Origin of the sequence: Cupriavidus sp. Agwp_2, from assembly GCF_040784895.1 — a bacterium.
Taxonomy (GTDB): Bacteria; Pseudomonadota; Gammaproteobacteria; order Burkholderiales; family Burkholderiaceae; genus Cupriavidus.
In genome coordinates, this window is the sequence record NZ_CP088083.1 from 1,676,161 (window position 1) to 1,699,377 (window position 23,217).

At 65.7% G+C, this 23,217-nt stretch carries 22 protein-coding genes and 1 pseudogene; 10 read left to right on the top strand and 13 right to left on the bottom strand.

From position 1 onward, the window contains the following. Nucleotides 1-93 precede the first annotated feature (93 nt). The gene (locus LPA45_RS07790) at nt 94-927 is read left to right on the top strand and encodes a hypothetical protein (RefSeq protein ID WP_317922465.1); all 834 of its coding nucleotides are present in this window, start codon (nt 94-96) and stop codon (nt 925-927) included. Nucleotides 928-950: 23 nt separating this feature from the next. Here the strand turns inward: LPA45_RS07790 and LPA45_RS07795 are convergent, their stop codons facing one another. The 9 genes from LPA45_RS07795 to LPA45_RS07835 form a co-directional block, all read right to left on the bottom strand. Continuing rightward, nucleotides 951-2,981, bottom strand: a complete 2,031-nt coding sequence (locus tag LPA45_RS07795; protein WP_317922464.1) for a S8 family serine peptidase — start codon at nt 2,979-2,981, stop codon at nt 951-953. Nucleotides 2,982-3,179: 198 nt separating this feature from the next. Continuing rightward, the gene (locus LPA45_RS07800) at nt 3,180-3,977 is read right to left on the bottom strand and encodes a GntR family transcriptional regulator (protein WP_116322582.1); all 798 of its coding nucleotides are present in this window, start codon (nt 3,975-3,977) and stop codon (nt 3,180-3,182) included. A 79-nt stretch (nt 3,978-4,056) separates the two neighbouring features. Next, nucleotides 4,057-5,274, bottom strand: a complete 1,218-nt coding sequence (locus tag LPA45_RS07805) for an MFS transporter (protein ID WP_158577731.1) — start codon at nt 5,272-5,274, stop codon at nt 4,057-4,059. A 62-nt stretch (nt 5,275-5,336) separates the two neighbouring features. After that, entirely contained in the window at nt 5,337-6,182 is an 846-nt protein-coding gene (locus LPA45_RS07810) for an oxaloacetate decarboxylase (protein WP_376790641.1), read from the bottom strand. Nucleotides 6,183-6,220: 38 nt separating this feature from the next. Next, on the bottom strand, nt 6,221-7,351 hold the full coding sequence (locus LPA45_RS07815) for a TauD/TfdA family dioxygenase (RefSeq protein ID WP_116322585.1): 1,131 nt from the start codon (nt 7,349-7,351) through the stop codon (nt 6,221-6,223). Nucleotides 7,352-7,362: 11 nt separating this feature from the next. Beyond that, nucleotides 7,363-8,334, bottom strand: a complete 972-nt coding sequence (locus LPA45_RS07820; RefSeq protein WP_116322586.1) for a tripartite tricarboxylate transporter substrate binding protein — start codon at nt 8,332-8,334, stop codon at nt 7,363-7,365. A 271-nt stretch (nt 8,335-8,605) separates the two neighbouring features. Next, nucleotides 8,606-9,034: a GNAT family N-acetyltransferase gene (locus LPA45_RS07825; protein ID WP_116322587.1), complete on the bottom strand. Its 429-nt coding sequence runs from the start codon at nt 9,032-9,034 to the stop codon at nt 8,606-8,608. Between the two features lie 135 nt (nt 9,035-9,169). Further along, nucleotides 9,170-9,541: a PHA-granule associated protein 4 gene (locus LPA45_RS07830; RefSeq protein WP_116322588.1), complete on the bottom strand. Its 372-nt coding sequence runs from the start codon at nt 9,539-9,541 to the stop codon at nt 9,170-9,172. A gap of 387 nt (nt 9,542-9,928) precedes the next feature. Next, entirely contained in the window at nt 9,929-10,399 is a 471-nt protein-coding gene (locus LPA45_RS07835) for a hypothetical protein (RefSeq protein WP_116322589.1), read from the bottom strand. A gap of 416 nt (nt 10,400-10,815) precedes the next feature. Between LPA45_RS07835 and LPA45_RS07840 the strand changes: the two genes are divergently transcribed. From LPA45_RS07840 to LPA45_RS07870, 7 genes and pseudogenes are all read left to right on the top strand, one after another. Beyond that, nucleotides 10,816-11,217 (top strand): cupin domain-containing protein, encoded by a 402-nt coding sequence (locus LPA45_RS07840; RefSeq protein ID WP_116322590.1) that lies wholly within the window; start codon nt 10,816-10,818, stop codon nt 11,215-11,217. Between the two features lie 259 nt (nt 11,218-11,476). Continuing rightward, nucleotides 11,477-11,710 (top strand): annotated as a pseudogene (locus LPA45_RS07845) (hydroxyquinol 1,2-dioxygenase); the annotation flags it as partial. 42 nt (nt 11,711-11,752) lie between these two features. Next, on the top strand, nt 11,753-12,172 hold the full coding sequence (locus tag LPA45_RS07850) for an organic hydroperoxide resistance protein (RefSeq protein ID WP_116322591.1): 420 nt from the start codon (nt 11,753-11,755) through the stop codon (nt 12,170-12,172). A 55-nt stretch (nt 12,173-12,227) separates the two neighbouring features. Further along, nucleotides 12,228-12,728 (top strand): DUF1097 domain-containing protein, encoded by a 501-nt coding sequence (locus LPA45_RS07855; protein ID WP_116322592.1) that lies wholly within the window; start codon nt 12,228-12,230, stop codon nt 12,726-12,728. 163 nt (nt 12,729-12,891) lie between these two features. Beyond that, nucleotides 12,892-14,262 carry an FAD-containing oxidoreductase gene (locus LPA45_RS07860; RefSeq protein ID WP_116322593.1) on the top strand — a complete coding sequence of 457 codons (1,371 nt, stop codon included), beginning with the start codon at nt 12,892-12,894 and terminating at the stop codon, nt 14,260-14,262. A 101-nt stretch (nt 14,263-14,363) separates the two neighbouring features. Beyond that, the gene (locus tag LPA45_RS07865) at nt 14,364-15,536 is read left to right on the top strand and encodes a patatin-like phospholipase family protein (RefSeq protein ID WP_116322594.1); all 1,173 of its coding nucleotides are present in this window, start codon (nt 14,364-14,366) and stop codon (nt 15,534-15,536) included. Nucleotides 15,537-15,692: 156 nt separating this feature from the next. Further along, on the top strand, nt 15,693-16,127 hold the full coding sequence (locus LPA45_RS07870) for a MarR family winged helix-turn-helix transcriptional regulator (protein ID WP_116322595.1): 435 nt from the start codon (nt 15,693-15,695) through the stop codon (nt 16,125-16,127). A gap of 33 nt (nt 16,128-16,160) precedes the next feature. Here the strand turns inward: LPA45_RS07870 and LPA45_RS07875 are convergent, their stop codons facing one another. The 3 genes from LPA45_RS07875 to LPA45_RS07885 all read right to left on the bottom strand — a co-directional run bounded on the left by LPA45_RS07875 (nt 16,161) and on the right by LPA45_RS07885 (nt 19,170). Further along, nucleotides 16,161-16,937, bottom strand: a complete 777-nt coding sequence (locus LPA45_RS07875; RefSeq protein ID WP_317922456.1) for an enoyl-CoA hydratase — start codon at nt 16,935-16,937, stop codon at nt 16,161-16,163. Between the two features lie 155 nt (nt 16,938-17,092). Then, nucleotides 17,093-18,169: a porin gene (locus tag LPA45_RS07880; protein ID WP_317922454.1), complete on the bottom strand. Its 1,077-nt coding sequence runs from the start codon at nt 18,167-18,169 to the stop codon at nt 17,093-17,095. Between the two features lie 197 nt (nt 18,170-18,366). Then, on the bottom strand, nt 18,367-19,170 hold the full coding sequence (locus tag LPA45_RS07885) for an SDR family oxidoreductase (protein ID WP_116322598.1): 804 nt from the start codon (nt 19,168-19,170) through the stop codon (nt 18,367-18,369). Between the two features lie 303 nt (nt 19,171-19,473). On the opposite strand from LPA45_RS07885, the gene LPA45_RS07890 reads away from it, so the two are divergent. Together LPA45_RS07890 and LPA45_RS07895 are read left to right on the top strand one after the other, a co-directional pair. Continuing rightward, the gene (locus LPA45_RS07890) at nt 19,474-20,217 is read left to right on the top strand and encodes a response regulator (protein ID WP_116322599.1); all 744 of its coding nucleotides are present in this window, start codon (nt 19,474-19,476) and stop codon (nt 20,215-20,217) included. Beyond that, the gene (locus tag LPA45_RS07895) at nt 20,214-21,515 is read left to right on the top strand and encodes a HAMP domain-containing sensor histidine kinase (protein ID WP_116322600.1); all 1,302 of its coding nucleotides are present in this window, start codon (nt 20,214-20,216) and stop codon (nt 21,513-21,515) included. The genes LPA45_RS07890 and LPA45_RS07895 overlap by 4 nt, the downstream gene beginning before the upstream one ends. An 83-nt stretch (nt 21,516-21,598) precedes the next feature. Here the strand turns inward: LPA45_RS07895 and LPA45_RS07900 are convergent, their stop codons facing one another. Next, nucleotides 21,599-23,086: an efflux transporter outer membrane subunit gene (locus LPA45_RS07900; protein ID WP_116322601.1), complete on the bottom strand. Its 1,488-nt coding sequence runs from the start codon at nt 23,084-23,086 to the stop codon at nt 21,599-21,601. Between the last annotated feature and the right edge of the window lie 131 nt (nt 23,087-23,217).

Consider the following 23,217-nt stretch of genomic DNA (forward strand, 5'->3'; position numbering starts at 1 on the left):
TCCGGCCCTTCAATGACATGTGGTTGATGTCTGACCTGCAGCGAACTAGGCTAGGTACGCAAAGAAGCGCGTGGCACGCAAGAAGGGGGGACCATGAGCGAGGCACTCGATTTCAGGAAGTCGCTGGCGCGCCAGCTGCTTTCAGCCGGCATGACCGAAGCCGATTTCGACAACCATCCCACCGTGGCGACCACCCTTGCCGCCGCGCCCGGGCTGGCGGCGCACCCCACCATCGCGTTCCCGGCCACGCTGCGGCCCATCCCGGTGCCGATCGATCCCATGCCCGCGCTGGACGCCGCGCTGCCGCGCGCCGATGTGGTGGTCATTACCTGGACCGTGGATGAGACCATGGCGTTGTGCGATGTCATGACGCCGGGATTTTCGCGCGACCACTGGTATCGCTATGCCCGCAACTTCGACCAGTACCTGCCGAAGATCCGCGCCGGCGCGCCCGCGCGCGGCGTGATGCGGCTGGCCAGCTATTTCCCGGTGCGGATCGGTGCGAAGAAGGTGCTGTGCATGAAGTCGGAGCTGCACCTGAACCAGGATGGCATCACCAGGCCGCCGGCGGGCAGCGCGCACAAGGCGTCGCTGCCGGTGCGCGACCTGTTCCACCAGATCCTGACCACCGATTTCTTCGAGTTCGGCACTTCGCTCAACCACCTCGAGGAGATCGGCTCCGCCGTCGAAATGGGCGATGCGGTACTGGGGCTGGTGGTGGAAGAACGCGCCGCCGCGGGCAAGCCCACGCCGCGCTGGCTGGTGGTGCGCAATTGCTCCGACCCGCAGATCAACGGCAAGCTGCGCAGCAAGCCTGCGCGGCAGAGCCTGCAGGCGATGTGGGCCGTCTACTACTACCAGGGCTTCGGCTACTGGACCAGCATGAACAGCGCATTGGCCTGCTGGGCGATCATCGCGGCGAACTGACCGAATTGACAGTAGCGCCGGCCCTAGCCGCCGACACGGATCACCAGCGCGTAACTCTGCGGATCCAGCGCTACCGAGTGCGCCACCACCGCAACCGTAGCTGTGCCCGCCGGGATCTGGTTCCAGTCCACCTGCTCGACGTTGTTGACGCGGTCGAACCCGGCCGCGCCGCGCGTCATGTTGCCGTGCCATTCACGCGTGCCGGCCTTGACGATCAGGTCCAGGTCGCTCTGCAGCCCTTCGCCCGGCGGGTCGGTCCACACCAGTGTCACCTTCAACCGGCGCGCGTCGGTCGGGATCGCAACCAGGTACTCCTCACGCTCGCCGGTATCGAGGCTGGCGTCTTCATCGAAGAACTGCAGCGTTTCATTCTCGGCATAGGGGCCGACCACGGCCTGCAGGTCCACGCGGCCGAAACCCTGGGCGTTGTTGGGCACCACACCGGCCTCTGACGGGGTGTACTGGCCCGCCAGCGAGCGCGCGCCGTTGATCAGCAGCGCCTTGAGCAGCGCGGCGCTGGGCTTGCGCAGCTGGTGCTGCACGCGCAGGAACTGCCGCGTGACGGCGACGCAGCCGGCCACCAGCGGCGTTGCCATGCTGGTGCCGCCGTCGAACATGTAGAGCGGATCGCCGGACAGGCCCCAGCCTTCGGAGCGCGTTGCGCGCGAGCGCGCGGACAGGATGTAGGTGCCAGGCGCCACCACGTCCGGCTTCAGGCGCAGGTCGAGCGTGGGCCCGCGGCTGCTGAAGGCGACCATCCCGTCCGGATTGCTGGCGAGCCGGTCCGAGCGGATCGGGCTGGCGCGGAAATCCGCGGGCCAGCCCCGGCCGTAGGTCATCCGCATGGCAGGACGCAGGCTTTCGCTGGCGCCGATGGTCAGGCAGTTCTTGGCGGTGCCTGGAGGCGGCAGCGAGGAGGGATCGACCTGCCCGTTGGCGTCACGGTCCTTGCCAGCGTTGCCCGCGGCAAAGCAGATCAGCATGTCACGGTGCCGGTAGACAAATTCATCCACCTCCTGCGCCTGCTGGTCATAGACGCCGAAGTTGCCCTGGCTGCACCATGAATTGGAGTGCACGCGCGCCTTGTGGGTCTTGTAGGGCGGCTCGAACAGGTCGTTGAGGTTGTCGGGCAGCCCGCCAAGGCCGGCGTTGCGGTCCAGCACGGATTGCAGCACCAGCCTGGCGCCGGGCGCGGCGCCGCAGACCACGCCGTCGGACGCGGACACGCCGTCGCCCAGGACCGAGCCGGCGACATGCGTGCCGTGGCCGTCGGGGTCGTCCTTGCGCCCCGGCCGGCCCAGCGCGTAGAGCGCCTTGACGCGGCCCTTGAAAGCGGGATGGACGTCGGTGGTCGAGCCTTTGTCTAAGCCGGTATCGGCCACCGCGACCACTTCGCCATCGCCGCGCAGGGCGTGGCGGTCGGCAGACGCGGGCGCGCGCAGGATGGCGCGGGCAACGTTGTTGGCCAGGCGGCGGGAGAAGACCTCCTCGATATGGCGCACGGCGTCGAGCGCGGCCACGTCGGCCAGGCGGCGGCGCTTCAGCGTCAGGCGCAGCTTCTGGCCGGTGGTAACCACGTCCGCCGGCTCCACGTGCGCCGCGGCGGCGACGTCCTTGGCCGCCTGCGCTGGCCTGGCGTTCCGGTGCAGCACCACGTCCACGGTTACGCGTGAACTGTCCAGCGCGGGGGGCTGCACCAGCGCGGCCGCCGCAACGGCCACGCCGCCAGGCTGGGGCGCGAGACGCCGCAGCGACGGCGACAGCTTGACCACCTGCGGATACAGCTCGGCCCAGTCCACGAACGGCAGCGCCCGCACCTTGGCCAGGCTGGTCTTGGGGTAATAGCACACCAGGCCGCCACCCGGCACGGCCTCGAGGATGCTGGCCCCCGTGCGTGCGAGCTGCTGCTTCTGCCTGGCGTCGAGCGGCGCGGTCGGTACCACGATGATGTAGTTCGTGGCTGCGGCGTCTGCGTTGTCCAGCGAGACCGCAGCCAGCGCCGCGCGCGGCGCGGACGTGTCGATGGCGATGCCGTTGATCGTGATCGAAGCCATGGCGGAGTCCTCCAAGGGGGCAGCACCTTGCCGCCGCCTTCTTTCGGTTCTCAGCCTGTTCTAGACGGAAAGCCCGCGCACCGTGATGAAAATTTTCTCGGGCCGGTTGAAATGACAGTGGGTTGTGGCGCAGGCGGCGCAAAGGCGGGCACGGGAAAGCACCGGGCTTTCACCGGGAAATCAGCCCATGGGCCTCGCTCAGCCCTGCACGCTGCGCCAGGTCCGGTCCAGCACCATGCGATAGGAGAAACGGTCCGCCGGATGCACCGACAGCGCCATCTCGATCAGCCTGCCGCCCGCATCCCGATACTGGCGGTTGATCCACAGCCCCGCCGTGCCAGGCGGGACCTGCAGCAGTTGCGCGATGTCCGGGGGCAGCGCGCCCGCGTGGATGACCTGTTCGATGCGCGATACCGCGACATTGAACTGCTGCTCGATCAGGTGGAACACCGAGGCTTCGATATCCCGTTCCGTCCCGCTGACGCCACGGAAGTCAGGGTGGACCCAGACCTCGTTGTAGCAGATCGGTGCGGGGCCGGCGTCGCCGGTGCGAACGCCGCGGATCACCAGCCAGTGCTGGCCAATGTAGGGGTTGAGCACCGGATCGGCATCTTCGTCGACTTCGCGCAGTTCGCGCGAGACCACGCGCATGCGGGTGCTGGCGGCGTACTGCAGCAGGTCCCCGACCTGCCCGACGGCCAGTTCGTAGCCGCCCTTGGCGCGCGATGCGGTGACGACCGTGCCGATGCGCGGCGTGCGCGTAATCAGCTCGAGCCTGACCAGCCGCTCGATGGCGGCGCGCACGGTATGGCGGCTGGCGCCGAACTGCTTGCACAGTTCCATTTCCGTGGGCAACTTGCTGCCGACGGGGTAGGTGCCGTTCTCGATTTCCGAGCGCAGTGTCCGTGCCAGCGCCAGGTAGCGCGGGCCGGCACCGTTGCGCACATCGGCGCCCGGGCCAACAGCGTCGTCGTCGAGATTGCCAGCTTGTTCCATGGTTCCGCTGCATCGGTGTTGGTGAATGACGCTCGCAGCATAGCCGCGACCCGTCCCACGGGCAAGCGAGGCGCCCGCGTCACGGGTTGAGCGGTGTTTGCGGCGGATTATCGCTCTTGCCGGGCTTGGCGGGCTTGGCGGACTTGCAGGCAGGTGCCACCGCAGCCGCGCGGCGTCTGGCACGCCCGCCCCACAGCAACAACGCCACGCTGAGTGCCGGCACGACCGCCAGCGCAAGATAGGCCACGCCCAGGCTGTGGCTGCGCTCGGCGAGATAGCCGAACGCCGGCGGCCCCGACACCACGCCAAAGTAAGTGAAAAACAGCGCGCCACCGGTCACCGACGCCACGCGGCCCGGCGGCGCCAGCCGCGCGACTTCGCCCAGATAGACGCCATTCCAGCCGATTGCGGTCGCGCCCAGCAGCGACGACACCAGGCACAGCGGCACCAGCGTCCACTGCGCAGTGAACAAGCCGGTGGCCACCGCGCTCGCGCTCATCAGCACCGACAGGAAAATCAGCACGCCGCGCGGCGATCCGGTCAGGTCAGCCAGGTGGCCCCACAGGATGCGTCCGACAATGCCGGCGCCTTGCGTGACGGCATACACCATGCCGGCCTGCGCGAGACCGATGCCGACCTCGGTGGTCAGATACACCATCAGGTAGCCGCTGACCGACAACTGGCACGCCGAAAACAGCAGCGAGACCGCCGCCATCGAGCGCAGGCGGCTATCGGCCAGAACGTCGCTGAACAGCCGCCCCAGATTGCCGGCGAACGTCATGCGGCCAGTCGCCCCGACGTCAAACTCGCGCCGCTGGCCGTTGCTGATCGCGGCCACAAGCAGCGCCAGTAGCGCCAGCGCGCCCAACGCCGCCTGCCACGACCACAGCGTGGCCAGCAGCGGCAGCGCCGCGCCGGCCAGCAGGCCGCCGAGCGGCACGCCGGTCTGTTTCAGCGAGAACACGAAGCCCATCCGCTCAGGCGTGGTGCTGCGCGCCAGGATCTGCGAGCTTGCCGGCGTGATCGGGCCGTAGCCCAGGCCGCTGACGAGCGCGGCCAGCAGCCTTGCCTGCGGCTCGCCGGTGGCCAGCAGGCCCAGCGCCACGGCTTGTGCAAGCAACCCCAGCTGGGACGCGCGTACCGGGCCCACTCCCGCCACCAGCCCGGCCCCGGCCAGGCTGCCGAGCATGCCGCCGACATAGACCATGGCCAGGTAGATGCCGACGCTGGCCAGCTCGACACCGGGGATCACCGGTGCCAGCACCGCAAAGGCCAGCGTGCTGGCGGTCGCGACCATCTGTATCGCCAGCGAGCAGGAGAGGGTGGCGGCAGCGCGCCACCGGCCGGCGGCCGCTTCAATCATGACGCGTGGCGCTTGTCGAAGTCCCACACCGATTCGAAATCCATCAGCGTGTTGAAGCGCGGGAAGTCATAGAGGCGGTCGCCGATGCCGAGCGAAGTGCGGTTGGCCTTGACGTGGCCGTAGACGTCTTCGAGCGCCTTGCCCGCGGCAAGGAAGCCCACCGCGGGATAGATGGCGATGGCAAAGCCCATCTGCTCCAGCGTCTCGGCAGGCAACACCGGCGTGCGGCCGGTCTCCACCACGTTGACCAGCAGAGGCAGGTCGAAGGTCTTGCCGATGATCTCCAGCTCCTTCTCCGACTCCGGCGACTCGACGAACAGGATGTCCGCACCGGCGCGCGCGTAGGCTTCGGCGCGGCGCAGCGCCTCATCCAGGCCGAGCGAGGTGCGTGCATCGGTGCGGGCGAGGATCAGGAAATCCTTGCTCTCGCGCGCCTCCACCGCGACCTGGATCTTCTTCACCATGTCCTCGGCCGGAATCACCCGCCGGCCCGGCGTGTGGCCGCATTTCTTGGGGAATTCCTGGTCCTCGAGCTGGATCACGCTGGCGCCCGCGCGCTCGTAGCCGCGCACCGTATGCGCGACGTTGAGCAGGCCGCCATAGCCGGTATCGCCGTCACAGATCACCGGCATGGTGGCCGCGGAACAGAAGGCGCCGACGCGGTTGACCATGTCGGTATAGGTCGCCAGCCCGGCATCGGGCAGGCCGAGATAGGAGGCCACCGTGCCATAGCCGGTCATGTACAGGCAGTCGAAGCCCATGCGGCTGGCGATGCGTACCGAGATCATGTCGAACACGCCGGGCGCGGCGATCAGGCGCTTGCGCGCCAGCAGTTCGCGCATGGTCGGGCGGGTGGTCGTTTGCGGGTGGGTCGATGTCATCAGGCAGCTTCCTTGTTTTCGGGGTAGATGCGCAGCTTCATGCCGTGCGCGCTGGCGATGCGGGCCTCGAACGCGCGGATCTGCGGCGTGATGCCGATGCCGCGGAAACCGCCGCGCACGCAGGCGGCATCGACATCCTTGTAGGCGTCGAGCCAGCCGTGCGGCAGCGGCTGCGCCTGCGGCAGCGACAGCCACAGCCGGAACAGGTGGCGCTTGCGCTCGGGTTCGGGATGGTCCTCGTACTCGGTGCGCGAGTGCAGCACGATATGGTTGTTCAGCAGCTGGATATCGCCCGGCTGCAGGTCCATGTGGTAGCACAGGTCCTCGCGCGCGAGCAGTTCGTCGAACAGGTCCAGCGCCTCGGTCTGCTGTGGCGTCAGGCGCGGCACGTCGGGGAAGGACTGCTGCGCGCCCTTGATATGGTTGCGGATATGGCGGCAGGCAAAGTGCCCGTCGCGGATGCCGAACACCGGCGCGGTGTAATAGGGCGCTTCTTCCGGGGCGTGCTCGCCCTGGCGGCCGAAGACCAGCGGCGCATAGAGTTCGGCGGCCAGATCCGGGCGCAGTCGCAGCATTTCGTTATGCGCGGCGATCGAGCTGGAGATCAGGCTGGAGCCACCGCTCTTCGCGGTACGCACGCAGAAGAGGCCAACCATGTCGCTGCCATCCGCATGGAAATCCAGCCCCGAACGCGTGTTGTAGCCACGGCCGGTGTTGGAGCGGTAGGTGCCGCCCGCGTCGCGGACGTCGGACACGAACTGGCTCAGCTTGCCCTGCGGGCGCGGCACGCCCAGCACCAGGCCAATGCCCCAGAACAGCAGCCGCAGCGCGTCCTCGTCCCAGCGCTGCACCGGGAAACCGCGCAGCAGCTTGAAGCCGAAGCCGCCCTGGGTCTCGTCGATCAGCCCCACCAGGCGCTGCCGCACGCCGGCGTCCAGCGGGAAATCCTCCACCGACATGTCGAAGCGGTCCTTGCCGGTCTGTTGCGCGTGGCGCAGCGCCTGCTCCAGCGCGTCGATCTCCACCTCGCTCAGCACATGGATCCAGCTGTGGTCCTGCTCCACGTCACGGCGCGTCCAGCCGCCTGCCACCGGGCCGATCGATTGGGTGTTCGTGTTGGTTGCTTGCATGTTGACTTGTTTCACTCCGCTTGCAGGTTGACCTCTTTAGCCAGGCGTTGCCAGACCGCGAAGTCTTTCTTCACCTCGGCATTGAATTCATCGACCGACTGCGCCACAGGCGTGGCCGCCTGCTCTGCCAGGATTTCCTTCATATCGGGCGCCATCACCACCGCATGGACCTCCTTCTGCATGCGCTCCAGCGCTGCCTTCGGGGTCTTGGCCGGCGCGTACAGGCTGTACGAGGTGTAGACCTCGAAGTCCTTCATGCCGGACTCGATCATGGTCGGCACGTTGGGCAGGGCCGGCGTGCGCTGGGCGCCGGTGACCGCAAGGGGACGCAGCTTGCCGGCGGTGATGAACGGCTTGGCGGTCAGCACGCTGGTAACGCCCACCGTGGTGACACCGCCGATCACGTCGGTCATCAATGGCGCACCGCCCTTGTAGGCCACGTTGACCATGTCCAGGTTCTGCGCCTTGTTGTACATCGCGCCGACCAGCCGGGTCATGTTCTCCGAGCTGCCATAGGAGTACTTGTCCGGCTTCGCCTTGACGTAGCGCGCGAAGTCGACCGCGTTGCTGGCCGGGAATTCTGTCTGCGTGACGAACACCAGCGGCGACTTGGCCACCATCGTGACCCCGATCAGGTCGTTGAAGGTGTCGTACGGCATCTTCTTGTAGAGGATCGGGTTCAGCAGGTGCGTGTTGACCACCAGCACGTAGGTATGGCCGTCCGGGGCCGACTTGGCGACGGCATCGGTACCGATGATGCCGTTGGCGCCAGGCTTGTTCTCGACCACCACGGTCTGCTTCAGGCGCGGGGTGAGCCGCTCCGCCAGCCGGCGCGCGACGATGTCGGTGCCTCCGCCAGGCGAGTAGGGCACGACGATACGGACGGTCTTGTCCGGGAATTCCGCGTGTGCCGTGCCGGGCAATGCCAGCACGGCAAAGGTCAGCGATAGGCTGATCGCCGCGAGTTGAAGTGGGGCGGGCATGCTTTGTCTCCTCTTTCCTGTCGAGGGGTGGGTAGTCCGGTTGGGCCGGATCGAGAACCGTAAATTGTCCGTATTTATTTTTTTGTCCGGACAATTTGTTGATTCAGGATAGACAGGCTGGGGCGAACTTGCAAGGAAGGAGGTTTCGGGGCTTACCCTAGGGCGGGGACGGGGGTGGACAGAAGGGCGCAATGCCGCGCCAGGACTGGCGCGGACCCCTTTTTACTGCTTACGGCGCAAGCAGAGGAGTTTCAGGCACGAGGCTCGCGCGTCACAGCGCGATCTGCATCAGCGTTCCGATTTCGGCCTGGTCGCCACGCATTGCCGGGGAGGCAAGCACCGCCGGAGCGAGATCCGCGTAGCTGATGGGCGTAAAGCCGAGGCGGGCGAAGTAGCCGGACGCATGCCTTGTCTGCAGCACGATTGACTCGACACCCTCGAGACGGACGTCCGCCACGATGGCGGAAATGAGAAGTTCGCCAAGACCGGATGACCGGGCGCGCTGCGCCACGGCAAGGCCTCGCAGGACACCTGTGCTCTCATAGCGTTCCAGGCCTGCGCAGCCGAGCAGGCCGGCGTTATCCCGGACGACCATGTATTCGCTGATGCGGTCCTGAACCCCCGCCACGGATAATGAGGATGCGTTCAGGAGCGCATGAATGTCCGGCCAGTCCGCCTCGGTCGCATAGTGAGGGCGCATAGCGAAAACCCCGCATAGTTCGTCCTTCTATCCTACTTTCGAGGGGGCATGCTGCCTGTAGGGATTGTTCCTTAGGTGAAAATGCTATTTGGCTGCGATGGCCCGACTGCCGGGGCAGTTTTTTGGTGGGAATCGCTAACGCCAGACGAGGGTGGTTTCCTCTAGCAAATGGCCCGGCAGGATGTAGTCGCCATGCTCGATGGCGAGTGACTCGAGTTCGCACAGCATTGCCTCGGGCAAGGCAACCATGTCGAACTGGCAGTAAAGGTATCGCTGCCTGAAGGTCAGCTTTTCTTCGCGAAGCCCGCGTGTCAATGCGTCGGCAGATTCGACACAAATATGCTCGACAGTCCGGTACTGGACATCGACGCCCAGCTTCTGTCCGAGTCGACCAAGCTCGATCGCATCTTCCCACGCTGTTTCATAGTCCAACTCGACCGTACCTTTCGCGCAGGCGTTGATGTATGCCACGGCGCTGGCCCGGTTGCGTGCAATAAAGGCGCTCATTGGGAAGTCTCCGCGATGGCGTCATCGCGGATGACTATACCTGCCAGGGGGGGCATGACACAAGCAAGTTAGTGTCACCTGAAGAGGAGCGCGCTACCGACGATCAATACCATCAACAGCGCCCCGAGCCACACCGTGTCCGAGGCCCTGGCGCGCCTTGAGGCTCGCAAGGCTACCGATTCGGACTTGTGGAATTCGGCCAATCCGCCAGAGTAGAGCTTTTCCCATCGCATTTCCATAGCAGCCTCCCTTCATCCATGAGTGCATTCTTCAGCGCACGCCAGAACTTTGCAACGGGCAGGAGGGTGGAAATGCGGTAGTCCTTTTGGCTGATAGCAGGAAAGGGGATTGGGGGTATGCTGTTTCTCGCGGATTTCTCTCGTGCCTTCAATCCACCCGGAGAAACTGAAGGTCATGGACCGTCTTGTCTCCGCTTCGAGGCGCCCTGGCGCGCTTGCGGCAAGCTTCGACTGCCTCGCGTATCCGTAGCGCTTCGCGTCGCGATACCGCCCCTGACCATATCGTCTCGCCCCGGCAGAACACCTGTACTGAATACTTTGGCAGTTCCCATGCGAGCACGGTCGGAGCATCGCCCTGGGCTATCTCCGCGTAAACGAGTTTCTTTTTCAACGGCGACTCGATCTTGTAGAGGATGGATTCCGCCGGCACCACGCCACTGATGTCCCGGCCGTCATGGTGGCCGACCAGAGAGATCTCGCGACCATTGACCGGCGCCATTACCAGGCCGTTGAGCAGAAGATAGGACTTGCAGTACAGCAGAAACCGGTTCCGCAACTGCCATACGAAACAAGCCACCGCCGCCGCCACCAGGATGGCGGGAAAGAAGGTTGCTTCCATGTCTCCTCCCATACCGCGCGCTATGTTTGCCGCTGCTAAGTAGTCTAGGCGAACAAATCAGGCTGGTAAGGGCCTGTGGCTTGCCGCCTACAGATCCCATTTTGGAAATCTGCCGGGCCCGTCGGCACCTATGGTGCCGGCAAGGCCACGGGTTCAACTGCGTCGGCGGCTTCTGCAAGTCGATCCCTGCTATCTCCTCCCTGGCTGGCGCAGCACCCCGTCCCCGGGGTTTCTTGTATTCGAATGTATCGATTCAAGTTCTGAACACGTGGTGATACGTTCGCGCGCGTCGATCGACATAGCCGGGATACATGCCATTTCTTCAATGGTCCTTACGCGATGGACATTTCTCTCGACGCTACACGGCGTCCATGCGTTCTTCCCATTTTTGTCAAACGAGACAGAGGAGTCAGCAAATGAAATCGACCCGAACGATGGCTGCGGCCATGCTTTTCGTCGGCAGCGGCCTGGTGATGCAGGCGGCTCAGGCCCACACGCCAGGCGTCCATCGAACGGATCTCGTCCGGCACGACCTGGTCGTGCCAGATCGCGAGGGCATCCAGGTCAGGGTTGACTTCGAACCTGGCGCGTTCGCGCCGATGCATTCGCATCCGGGCGAGGAGATCGCCTATGTCCTGCAGGGGACGCTGGAGTACCAGCTCGGCAATAGCCCGCCCGTCACACTCAAGGCGGGGGAATCCCTGTTTATCCCGGCTGGGACCGCCCACTCGGCGCGCAATGTTGGCAGCGGCACGGCATCTGAACTGGCAACGTACATCGTGAAAAAGGGCGCACCGCTGGTGGTGCCGGCCAAATGAGAGATCGGCATCAGTCGGTGCATCAGTCAGCGCATCAGTCAGCATGACGCGTTGCGCGCAAGCCATATCGGACCTCCGTTTTTGTATGCGTCTGTATTGCGCGGCCGGATCGATACGCTGCCAGACAGGAGCTGCCTTCCTGCACTACATGGGTGATACATCGGTCTTCTCTAATACGTTCCGTGGCCCGGCGCAGAACACCAGCGAAAGCGAGCACCGGGTGCTCAACATTCAACGCCAACTCTTGAGGAAACCGATCATGACTTCCAACATCGCCCGCCGTCTTGTAATGGCCATCGCTCTGACCGCCGCCGCGGCAGGCGCACAAGCCGCGAGTCTGTCCCATGTGGGCGCGCGCGATCCGTACACCGATGGCGCCCGCTCCGTGCTGGATGCGCGTGACCCGTACAGCGAGGGGGCGCGTTCGGTACAGGAGCCTCGCAGCCCTTACAGCGATGGCGCTCGCGGCTTTGACCCCTATCTAGACGGCGCTCACGCCTGACCCACACCCTCACCGTAAATCAAGGAGCAAAACATGACCCAAATCGAAAATGTGCTGTACACCGGCAAGGTCCATATCACCGCGGGTGGCCGCGACGGCGAAGCCCGTAGCGACGATGGCCGACTCAACCTGAAGTTGTCGTCACCGGGATCCAAAGGACCTGGCACGAACCCGGAGCAATTGCTGGCGACGGGATGGTCGGCTTGCTTTATCGGCGCGATCGGGCTGGCCGCGGGCAAGATGAAGATCAAGCTGCCGTCCGACTTGTCCGTCGACGCGGAAGTCGACCTCGGCACGGCCGGCGAAGCCTACCTGCTGCAGGCCCGCCTCAATGTCCGGATCCCCGGCGTCGAGCGCGAAGTGGCCCAGGCACTGGTGGATACCGCGCACCGGACTTGCCCGTACTCGAAAGCCCTGCACGGCAACGTTCATGTTGAAACCAACCTGATCTGAGGACCCGGGAACTGCCTGCGCTCGCCAGGCAGTCCCTCAACTGAAGGAGAACTCCATGTCGAACACCAGCACTCCTGCTGCCATGGCGATTTCACCGGGCACGTTCCATGGCATTACGCTGGTTGGGGCTGTGGTGGCCGCCGTGACAACGTTCGTGACGCTTGCCGCGGCGTTGCCGGCCTGGGCCATGTTCCTGGGCTGGGTCGGATACAACTCTCGCGGGCAGACGGTGCGCGAAGGCCTGGCGAATCTTGTGGCGCTCTTGCTCGGCATCGTGTTTGGCGCAGGGACAGCACTGCTGATCGGATGGCTGACCCCGCACGTCGGGAATCTTGCCACGCCGCTTGCGGTATTCGCCGACGTCGTGCTGGTGCTCAGCCTGCGGGCATTGCCTGGCATCAACAACCCGCTTGCCTATTTTCTTGGCCTGATCAGCTTCTTTGCCGCGGGCCAGCCGCCGTCGCCCCTGCTGCTGGGGGGGCTGGTCGCGGCTGGGGTGCTTGGCGCGATTGGCGGCGGCATCAGCAACGTGCTGCAAGGGCGCCTGGCGCGGTAGGCCAACAGGCCGCATCCCGGGCCCTTGGCGGCCCATCCACGACTAATTTCACCTAAAGTTGTTTGTGGCCAGGCGAGCATGGGTCTGGCACGGGATGCCGCAGGCCACCGCGGTGCTGCCATCCTCACTGCAGTTGGTGCGGGACGAGTGAAGGAGAATCGTGATGGCTCAAGGATTCGACGCGATCATCATCGGCACCGGACAAGCCGGTCCCGCACTTGCCGCGCGGCTGTCAGGCGCCGGCATGAACGTGGCGGTCATCGAGCGCGCGCGCTTTGGCGGCACCTGCGTCAACACCGGCTGCATACCGACCAAGACCTTGATCGCAAGTGCGTATGCGGCGCACCTGGCGCGGCGCGCGGCCGAGTATGGCGTGACGATCGGCGGGCCGGTGGCGGTCGACATGAAGCAGGTAAAGCAACGCAAGGATGAAATTTCCGGCCGGTCCGCCAACGGCATCGAAACGTGGATGCGTGGCCTGGCGAAGGGCTCGGTCTACCACGGGCATGCGGTGTTCGAGACCGCGCACAGTGTGCGGGTCAACGGCGAATTGCTGGAAGCCGACCGGATCTTCATCAACGTCGGCGGCCGGGCCCTGGTGCCACCCATGCCCGGGCTTGACCAGGTTCCGTACCTGACCAATTCGGGCATGATGGATGTCGATTACCTGCCGGAGCACCTGGTCGTCATTGGCGGCAGCTACATCGGACTCGAATTTGCCCAGATGTACCGGCGCTTCGGCGCAAAGGTGACCGTTGTCGAAAAGGGCCCGCGACTGATCCAGCGCGAAGACGAGGACGTGTCGCAGGCGGTGCACGAGATCCTGGCGGGCGAGGGTGTCGAGATCCGGCTCAATGCCAACTGCCTGAGCGCGCGCAGGGAGGGCAATGGCATTGCCGTCGGACTGGATTGCACGGATGGATCGCGCAACGTCCAGGGCTCGCACCTGCTGCTGGCAGTCGGGCGCGTGCCAAACACGGATGACCTGCAACTCGACAAGGCCGGCATCGAGGCCGACGACCGCGGCTATATCAAGGTGGACGAACAGTTGCAGACCAACGTTCCTGGCATCTGGGCGCTGGGTGATTGCAACGGCCGCGGCGCCTTCACGCATACGTCGTATCACGATTATGAAATCGTCGCCGCCAATCTTCTCGACAAGGACCCCCGCAAGCTTTCGGATCGCATCACGGCCTATGCCTTGTTCACCGATCCCCCGCTTGGCCGCGCCGGCATGACCGAGACGGAAGCCCGGCAGTCCGGGCGCAGGGTGCTGGTTGGCAGGCGCCCCATGAGCCGCGTCGGGCGAGCAGTGGAGAAGGGCGAGAGCCAGGGCTTCATGAAGGTGGTGGTCGATGCGGATAGCAAGCTCATCCTGGGTGCCGCGATCCTGGGCCTGGGTGGCGACGAGGTGATTCACACGCTGCTCGACGTGATGTATGCCAGGGCACCCTACACCACGGTCAGCCGCGCCATGCACATCCATCCGACCGTGTCGGAGCTGGTGCCGACGCTGCTCCAGGAACTGGCCTGAATCCGGCAAGGCAGGACGCGCGCCGCGGTTGCCTTGCCTGGGATGCAGGGCGATACTCCCGGGCAGTTGGTGCCCCTGTACCACGACAGGAAGGGGATGCGATGGGCGAGACAGCAAAAGTACCCGCCTCCGCGCAAGCGGAAGCGCACGCGGAACTGCCCGGGCAGGTCGTGCTGGTCCTGCAAGGCGGGGGAGCGCTTGGTGCCTACCAGGTCGGCGTCTATCAGGCCATGCATGAGGCCGGCTTCGAGCCGCGGTGGGTGATCGGTACGTCGATCGGGGCGATCAACGGGGCCATCATCGCCGGCAACCCGCCAGCCGAGCGGCTCTCCCGGCTCAAGCGGTTCTGGGATGGCGTCGCATACCGCCGCGACGGCGCGGGAAGTGGCCACTACGGCGAATGGGAGAACTGGGCGCGGGTGCTGTCGATCACCACGCATGGCATTCCGTCGTTCTTCACGCCAAGTCTTGCCGCCTGGTGGCTGGGATTGCGCGCCACGGTGGGTCTTGCCCAGTCGGCGTTCTACTCCACCGCGCCGTTGCGCGCGACCCTGAGCAACCTGGTCGACTTCGATTACCTGAACGCCGGGAACACGCGGCTGACCGTCGGTACCGTCAGCGTGCGCAATGGCCGCATGCGCTACTTCACCAACCGCGACACGCCGCTGAACGTCGCTCACGTGATGGCCTCGGCGGCATTTCCGCCTGGCTTTCCCGCGGTTCAGCTGGACGGCGAGCCGTACTGGGACGGCGGTATCTATTCGAACACCCCGCTGGAAGCCGTCCTGGACGACCGTCCTCGCCGCAGTTCGCTGATCTTCGCCGTACAGTTGTGGCCGGCCAGCGGCCCCGAACCTGACTCCATCTGGCAGGTCATGAGCCGGCTGCGCGACATCCAGTATTCCAGCCGCGCGGAATGCCATCTCGAGCGGCAGCGGCAGATGCACCGCCTGCGGCATGTGATCCGCGAACTGGGCAAGCACATCCCGGAACGCGAGCGCGCGCAGGCCGCCGTGCAGGAGTTGCTCGAGTGGGGCTGCGGCACCACCATGCATGTGGTCGAGCTGGATGCGCCGCAGTTGGACAACAACGATATGAACCGCGATATCGATTTCTCCGCGCGCGGGATCGAACGCCGCTGGGCAGCCGGATACCAGGACACGCGAGATGCAATTTGCCGAGCGCCCTGGCGCGAGCCACTGGACCCGATCGAGGGAATCGCCGTGCATCGGATTCAGGCGGGCATCCCGGATGCCGCACGTGCCCCGAGATAGTCGTCCTTTGCTTACGGCTGCGCCGGGACGTTGCAGCGATGCGCTGCTGTTCCGCGCTGGCGCTTTCTGGCCGGTATCGGCATTGGGTCTGTGCACGCGGTGGGCCGTGATATATTCGCATGCGAACAAAATCCCCTCTCATATTCCGTCGTACACATGGAACATCGCCTCGTCTATCTGTTGAATGTGGGCCAGCGGCGCCTGCAGCGGTGGTCACAAGGACGCAATGCCGCGGGTGGCGTGACATCCGCCCAGGCCGGGCTGCTGTTCTTTCTGGGCAGGAACGATGGCGCCCTGATAAGCGAGGCCGCCGCGGCGCTGGACCTGGGCGCGCCCGGGATGAGCGGCCTGGCCGACCGGACCGAACGGGCCGGCCTGATCGAGCGCCGGCCGGACGACACCGATCGCCGTGCATCGCGCCTGTGGCTGACGGCGGCGGGGCGCACGGCGCGCCAGCGTTCCAAGGCGAGCATGAAGGTATTGAATACCAAACTGATCGAGGGCTTCACCCCTGCCGAGATCGAGGTAGTGGCGCGCTGGCTGGGCAGCCTGCAGACGAAGTTCCCGGCCGCCGACGAGGGTGAGGTATAACCCGGGCAGCGGCGCGGAAGCGAGGCAGTCGGCTTACTGCCCGTCAATCCTGGTGAAGTCCGGTTTCCGCTTTTCGGCGAAAGCCAGGAAGGCTTCCCTGGCTTCGGCACTGGCCAGCCGCTCCTCGAACCTGGCGCTTTCACTGTGCATCTGCGACACCAGCTTTTCCGCATCGCGCATCAGCTTTTTCATTGCGCTGAGTGAGCCGGGCGGCCTGGTGGCCAGCTTCTCGGCCATCCGGCGCGCCTCCTGGCGCAACTCGTCATTGCTGCATACCTTGTTCGCGATGCCCCAGGCCACCGCGGTTTGCGCGTCGAGCGGTTCACCCAGCGCAAACATTTCGAAGGCCCTGGCGTGGCCGATCCGCAGCGGGAGCAGGTAGCTAGAAGCCGCTTCGGGAACCAGGGCGAGGTTGACGAAAGGCGTGATCAACTGCGCATCCTGGCCGAGCACGACGTAATCGCAATGCAGCAGCATGGTGGTCCCGACGCCGACGGCCTTGCCGTTGACCGCGGCGACAATCGGTACGGTCGAGTTGGCAAGGGCGTGCAGGAAGCGGTGCACGTGGCGTTCGCCGGGGCGCTTTCCCGCAGCGATCGCGGCGAACTCGCCGATGTCGTTCCCGGCCGTAAACATGTCCCCATCTCCCTGGACCAGCACGACCCGGACACTCCGGTCCTGCTGCGCCTGCTCGATCGTGTCGGCGAATACGCCATACATCTCGTTCGTCAACGCGTTCTTCTTGTCCGGCCGGGCAAGCGTCATGGTCAGCACGCCGCCGTTCAGTTCAATGCGGATTTCCGGGGTCATGGTTCGGTCTCCAGGTGGTTTGCATGATGCCTTGCAGGCATCGCGATAGGTTCGCATGCGAAGTATATAGATAATTCGCATGCGAAGTAAACCGCCGAGGGAACAGGGTAGTGCGCGGGTTCCGGAATTGCGAGCCCCGACGGCCGCGTCGACGGTCAGAACCGGTGGCGCACACCCATCACTGCACCGAGCTGGCTCTTGCCTGGCTCCACGTTATAGACGGCCGTCGCGCCCGTGCCGCTGTTGTATCCGCTGACGCCCAGGTATGACTGCTCTTTGTTGAGCGCATAGGCCACCGATGCATAGAGGTCGGTACGCTTGGAGAAGGCGTAGTCCGCCGTGACCACGAACTGCCAGGGGTCCGATCCGGTCTGGCGGAAGTCCTGGTAGTAGGCTGCGCCCGTCAGCGCAACGGCAGGTGTCAGCTTGTAGTTCACCCCAAGCCAGTAGAGGTTGGCGCCGGCGTTCGCAGCCTGCGCACCGGGCAGCCGGGCGCCGTCGATGGCCTTGGCCAGGCGGTATCCGGCGAATACCTTGGCCGGGCCCGCCGCGTACGTGCCGGCTACCGCATAGCGCCGCAGCACCGGTGCCTGGTTGGCCGGCGTGCCGGTGTGCTGGTCGTCATAGGCCAGCCCCAATGACACCGGGCCGCTGGCGTAGCTGAGGTAGGCGCCGTACTCGCGCCCGAACACATCGCTGCCTGCCACCTCGTTGCCATTGGTCTGGAACGAGTAGAAAACCGCGCCGGTCAGTCCGCCGAACTTGCCGACATACTTCACGGCGTTGTCCGCCCGCGCGCCGAACTCGGGCGCGATGCCCAGGATGCCGTAGCGGTCCGCCGTGGAAGCCGGGTCATAGAGGCCATTGAAGTCCCGCAGGGCAGTGTGCTGCCGCCCGAGCAGCACACTGCCATACGGACTCTCCAATCCAACGTAAGCATTGCGGCCAAACAGGCGTCCGCCCTGGGCTGAATTGCCGGTATCCAGGTCAAAGCCGCTTTCCAGCTGGAACACGGCTTTGAGCCCGGCGCCCAGGTCTTCGGTTCCGCGCACGCCCCAGCGCGAGCCTGACTGATTGCCGGAACTCAGCCTGAACAGATTGTCGCCGTTGCGGCCGGCGTTGCTGTTGTACTCGATACCGATATCGGCAACGCCGAACAGCGTGACGCCGGATTCGGCGCAGGCAGCATTTGCCGCCACGGATGCGGCAAACACCGCGAACATCTTCTTCATGATTCTCCAGTTTCCTTTTGTTGCGTTTCCATGTGCGAGACGCATTAGAGGGAACCGGTGTATCTGTCCTGTAGCGCCGGGACACTACTTCTGTCAGCGCGTGTATCGTTCCCCGCGCCGGATACAAAGCGGTACAAAGCGATGCGCAACAGCGCGGGGCGCTTGCACGGAATCCGGCGCGGCGAACCGCCACGGAACTACCGCGCCACGCGATACCGGGCCGCGGGCTGGTCACGTGACAGATTGGGGCCAAGCGCGGCACGTGCAGCCTCGAACGCCGTCCAGTCGGCTTCATCAGGCAACGATGGCACGGTAATCACTTCGCCCAGGTCAAGCCCGGCCAGCGCGGCATCGACCAGGTCGTCGCCGCTCATGACAATGCCTTGCGGCAGGTTCTCGACCGGCTGGCCGGCGGTGTCCCAGAACTCGGTTCGCGTCGCGCCGGGAAGCACGGCCTGCACGCGCACGCCCTTGCCGGCGAGCTCATGCTGCAGCGACTGGGTAAAGGCCAGCACGAACGCCTTCGAGCCGCCATAGACGCCGTTCAGGACCTCAGGCGCCACCGCGACGATCGAGGCGATGTTGATGATGGTGCCTTCGCCGCGCGCCACGAATGCCGGCGCAGCAGCATAGGTCAGGCGAGTCAGGGCCGTGACGTTGAGCTCGATCATCGCCTGCATCTTGTCGATATCCGACACCAGCAACGGTGCCGCGGCGCCAACGCCGGCATTGTTCACCAGCGTGGTAATGCTGGCATCGGTGCGCAACAGGTCTTCGATGCGCCGGACATCGGCAGCCTGTCCCAGGTCCGCCGTCACGATCTCGACCGAGCGGCCGGTTTCATCGGTGATGCGGCGGGCCAACGCTTCGAGCCGGGAGCGGCTGCGAGCCACCAGGATGAGATCGTGGCCCCGGCGCGCGAGGCGGTCTGCGTAGATGGCGCCGATGCCGGAAGATGCGCCGGTGATGAGGGCGGTGCCGGCGTGGGTGGGCGTAGTCATGGTCAAAGCTCCGGAGTTCAGTGGGGAGGGAAGCCGTCGCCGGACTGGCCGGCTGCGTGAACTCAAGATTAGGTGCACAAGGGCATGGCGCCAATGTCATAGATGCAACGTTTTCTGCCATCCCCTTTTGGGCATCCCCCTTTTCTGCCGGTACCATCGCCGGTGCCGGGGCAGCAAGCGGATATGTAATGGATTGTGGCGCCTCCTGCGCCAGATACAGTGCGATACACGGAGAATCGCCGGCACCCATACAATGGCGTCGAAGCGGTTTGCCGTTCACCTTACTTTTCTCAGGGGACAGAGATGGATGCACACGTCGACCATATCCTGGTTGTCGATGACGACCGGGAAATCCGGGAGCTGGTATCGACCTACCTGACCAAGAATGGCCTGCGCGTGACCGTGGCGCAGGACGGCAGGCAAATGCGATCGTTCCTGGATGCCAATGCCGTGGACCTGATCGTGCTGGACGTGATGATGCCGGGCGACGATGGCCTGGTGCTGTGTCGTGAACTGCGAGCGGGCAAGCACAAGACCACGCCGGTGCTGATGCTGACCGCGCGCAGCGACGAGACCGATCGCATCCTCGGCCTCGAAATGGGTGCGGACGACTATCTGCCCAAGCCTTTCGCGGCGCGCGAGCTGCTGGCTCGCATCAAGGCGGTGCTGCGCCGGACGCGCATGCTGCCGCCCAACCTGCAGATCACGGAAGCAGGCCAGTTGCTGGAATTCGGCGACTGGCAACTGGACACCACGGCCCGGCACCTGATTGACCGCGATGGCATCATCGTCGCGCTGAGTGGCGCGGAGTACCGCTTGCTGCGCGTGTTTGTCGACCACCCGCAGCGCGTGCTCAACCGCGACCAGCTGCTCAGCCTCACGCAAGGCCGTGAGGCGGAGATGTTCGAGCGCTCGGTCGACTTGCTGGTCAGCCGCTTGCGCCAGCACCTCAAGGACGATGCGCGCGAACCCCGCTACATCAAGACCGTGCGCAGCGAGGGCTACGTGTTCTCGATGCCGGTTGCGATCCGGGAGGCCCGGCAGTGAATCTCCGAGGCTTGCCATGGCCCCGCACGCTGGGCTCGCGCCTGTTCCTGATCTTGCTGACCGGGCTCGTGGTGGCGCATGGCCTGTCGTTCGGCGTGCTGTTTGCGGAGCGCTACATCACCGCGCGCCAGGTGATGCTCGGCACGCTGGAAACCGACGTGTCCACGTCGATTGCCATCCTCGACCGGGTGCCCGCGGCGGAGCGGCCGCAGTGGCTGCCGCACGTCAATCGCGGCAACTACCAATATATGCTGGGGCCGGGCCTGCCGGGGGTGCCGGAGATGAGCGAGCAGGCGCAGGAGATCGCTGACCGCATTACCGAAGCGAGCGGCGGCCGCTTCCCGGTCAGGGTCGAATCCATCCCGGGGCAGGGCAAACGCATGCAGGCGCACCTCACCCTCAGCGACGGCAGCCCGCTGACCATCGACGTGCATCCGAAACCGACCCCGGTCGCGCAATGGCTGCCTTATGTGCTGGTGCTGCAGTTGCTGCTGCTGGTGCTGTGCTGCTGGCTGGCCGTACGGCTGTCGCTGCGCCCGGTGGTGGCGCTGGCCAATGCCGCCGACGCGCTCGACCCGAACGCAGCGGGCGAGCCGCTGGCCGAGGCAGGTTCGACCGAACTGGTGCGTGCCGCGCGCGCGTTCAACGCCATGCGCGAACGCATCGCGCGCTTTGTCGAGGAACGCGTGCAGATCCTGGCGGCGATCTCGCACGATCTGCAGACCCCGATCACGCGCATGAAGCTGCGCGCCGAGATGGCGGAAGACTCCGAGGACAAGCGCAAGCTGGTGCACGACCTCGACGAGATCGAGACGCTGGTGAAAGAAGGGCTGGCCTATGCGCGCGCCATGCATGGGGATGGCGAGAAGGCATCGCGGATCGACGTCGGGTCCTTCGTCGAGAGCCTGGTCTACGACTACCAGGACACCGGCAAGGCCGTCACCATCCAGCAGAATATCGCCGGCGCCATCATGACGCGCCCGCACGCGCTGCGCCGCATCCTGACCAACCTGACCGACAACGCCATCAAGTTCGGCGGGGCGGCGGAGCTGAGCGTGCGGCGCGACGGCGGCGCGGTGGTGATCGGCGTGCTCGATCGCGGCCCGGGTATCCCGGCAGAGAAGCTCGAATCCGTGATGCAGCCGTTTGTCCGGCTGGAGGAATCGCGCAACCGGGAAACCGGCGGCACCGGCCTGGGCCTGGCCATCGCGCACCAGCTGGCGCTGGCGATCGGCGGTTCGCTGACGCTGCGCAACCGGGAGGGCGGCGGGCTGGAGGCGCAGCTCAGGCTTGGCTGAGGCAAGGCAGGAGAGCGCAAGCCTGTGTTCCTCGGCGACCTGCCGCCGCTTGACCTTAAGATCGATCCCTCCTTCGCGCCGTACTACCAGCCGCCGCCCAGCGCACGGAACGTTGCCACCGCCGCGCGGGCATTGTCGGCGCGCACGCGCGCCTGCTGGTCGCGCGCGGACAGCAGCAGGCGGTCTTCCTCGAGCACTTCGAACAGGCTGACGGCGCCGCCCTTGTAGGCGTCCTCGGCCGCGCCGCGTGCGCGCGCATGCGCGGCCACTTCAACGGCCAGGTCCTTGCTCTGCAGTTCCAGCTGGGTCAGGGCGATGATCGCGTTCTCCACGTCCTCGGTGGCGCGCAGCATTGCCTTGCGGTAGTTCGCCAGGGCTTCGGCATTGGCGCCTTTGGCTTGCGCCACTTCGGCGTCCACCCTGCCGAAGTCGAACAGCCGCCAGCGCAGCCCGGCCGCGGCGGCGGGCTGGAACGCGGCGGCGGTGAACAGCTTGCCGGCGGAGAGGCTTTCGAACCCTAGCAGCGCCGACAGCGACAGCTTCGGGTAGTACTCGGCAGTGGCCACGCCGATGCGGGCGCTCGATGCCGCCAGCCGGCGTTCGGCAGCGATCACGTCGGGCCGGCGCTGCAGCAGGCTGGCGGGGCCTTGCGCCACGGAAACCTGCGGGACGGTGGTGCGCTCGGCCGGCGCCAGCAGTTCGGCGGCATACGTGCCCGGATGCGAGCCCATCAATACGTCGAGGCGGTTCAACTGCGTCTCCAGCTCGATCTGCAGCGGCGGGATGGTCACGCGCGTCTGTGCGAGCTGCGCTTCCGCCTGGGCCCGTTCGCGTTCCGCGCCGACGCCGTCGGCCAGCCGGAACTGCACCAGTTCCAGCAGCCTTGCATTGGTCCGCACCTGCTGCTGCGCGATCGCGATGCGCTGCTGCGCGCCGCGCACGCGGAAGTACGCATCGGCGGCTTCCGCGGCCACCAGCACGCGCACGCCCATGTGCTCGGCTTCGGCGGCCTGGGCTTCCGCGCTGGCGGCCTCGGCGCCGCGTCGCAGCCCGCCTGCCACATCGATCTCCCAGCTGGCGCCGGCGCCCACGCTGTACACCGTGCTGTTGCGGTCGAAGCCCGGGCGGTTTTTGGCAAGACTGCCCAGCGGCCCCTCCAGGGATTGGTGCTGCCTGGTGACGCCGCCCGACAGCGACCCCTCGGGCAGCAGCGCGGCGCCGGCGTACTGCGCCGCCGCGCGGGCCTGGTCGACACGCGCGATGGCAGCCGCCAGGTCGAGGTTCTGTTCCAGCGCGCGCTGGATCACCCGGGTCAGTGCGGGGTCGTCAAAGCCCTGCCACCAGCTGTCCAGCGCCGGCGCTTCGCGGGTAGCTGCGCGGGCTTCCAATGCCGCGGCGTGCGGGTAGGCGGCGGGCATCTCCGGCACCGGGGTCTTGTAATCGGGCCCTGCCGCGCAGGCGGCGAGCGCGGCCGCCAGCAGGAGGGGCACGACGCGGATGACGCCGGAGGGGCGGGCCGGGCGGGAGGGGCGGGAGGGGCGGGAGGGGGAACTTGAGGGATTTTGCGGCATTGCTTACACCTTTCAACGACGACCTTCAACAACTCGACAACGACTCATCAGCGACGAATACAGCACAAGCCAAAAACTAACTTGCAAGATGATAGTGACTACTCTAGACTAACTTTCAAATTGATAGCAAC

Coding starts and splice junctions, on each gene's coding strand:
- LPA45_RS07790 (WP_317922465.1), top strand. CDS start 94: ATGAGCGAGGCACTCGATTTCAGGAAGTCGCTGGCGCGCCAGCTGCTT.
- LPA45_RS07795 (WP_317922464.1), bottom strand. CDS start 2,981: ATGGCTTCGATCACGATCAACGGCATCGCCATCGACACGTCCGCGCCG.
- LPA45_RS07800 (WP_116322582.1), bottom strand. CDS start 3,977: ATGGAACAAGCTGGCAATCTCGACGACGACGCTGTTGGCCCGGGCGCC.
- LPA45_RS07805 (WP_158577731.1), bottom strand. CDS start 5,274: ATGGTCGCGACCGCCAGCACGCTGGCCTTTGCGGTGCTGGCACCGGTG.
- LPA45_RS07810 (WP_376790641.1), bottom strand. CDS start 6,182: ATGCGCGAACTGCTGGCGCGCAAGCGCCTGATCGCCGCGCCCGGCGTG.
- LPA45_RS07815 (WP_116322585.1), bottom strand. CDS start 7,351: ATGCAAGCAACCAACACGAACACCCAATCGATCGGCCCGGTGGCAGGC.
- LPA45_RS07820 (WP_116322586.1), bottom strand. CDS start 8,334: ATGCCCGCCCCACTTCAACTCGCGGCGATCAGCCTATCGCTGACCTTT.
- LPA45_RS07825 (WP_116322587.1), bottom strand. CDS start 9,034: ATGCGCCCTCACTATGCGACCGAGGCGGACTGGCCGGACATTCATGCG.
- LPA45_RS07830 (WP_116322588.1), bottom strand. CDS start 9,541: ATGAGCGCCTTTATTGCACGCAACCGGGCCAGCGCCGTGGCATACATC.
- LPA45_RS07835 (WP_116322589.1), bottom strand. CDS start 10,399: ATGGAAGCAACCTTCTTTCCCGCCATCCTGGTGGCGGCGGCGGTGGCT.
- LPA45_RS07840 (WP_116322590.1), top strand. CDS start 10,816: ATGAAATCGACCCGAACGATGGCTGCGGCCATGCTTTTCGTCGGCAGC.
- LPA45_RS07850 (WP_116322591.1), top strand. CDS start 11,753: ATGACCCAAATCGAAAATGTGCTGTACACCGGCAAGGTCCATATCACC.
- LPA45_RS07855 (WP_116322592.1), top strand. CDS start 12,228: ATGTCGAACACCAGCACTCCTGCTGCCATGGCGATTTCACCGGGCACG.
- LPA45_RS07860 (WP_116322593.1), top strand. CDS start 12,892: ATGGCTCAAGGATTCGACGCGATCATCATCGGCACCGGACAAGCCGGT.
- LPA45_RS07865 (WP_116322594.1), top strand. CDS start 14,364: ATGGGCGAGACAGCAAAAGTACCCGCCTCCGCGCAAGCGGAAGCGCAC.
- LPA45_RS07870 (WP_116322595.1), top strand. CDS start 15,693: ATGGAACATCGCCTCGTCTATCTGTTGAATGTGGGCCAGCGGCGCCTG.
- LPA45_RS07875 (WP_317922456.1), bottom strand. CDS start 16,937: ATGACCCCGGAAATCCGCATTGAACTGAACGGCGGCGTGCTGACCATG.
- LPA45_RS07880 (WP_317922454.1), bottom strand. CDS start 18,169: ATGAAGAAGATGTTCGCGGTGTTTGCCGCATCCGTGGCGGCAAATGCT.
- LPA45_RS07885 (WP_116322598.1), bottom strand. CDS start 19,170: ATGACTACGCCCACCCACGCCGGCACCGCCCTCATCACCGGCGCATCT.
- LPA45_RS07890 (WP_116322599.1), top strand. CDS start 19,474: ATGGATGCACACGTCGACCATATCCTGGTTGTCGATGACGACCGGGAA.
- LPA45_RS07900 (WP_116322601.1), bottom strand. CDS start 23,086: ATGCCGCAAAATCCCTCAAGTTCCCCCTCCCGCCCCTCCCGCCCCTCC.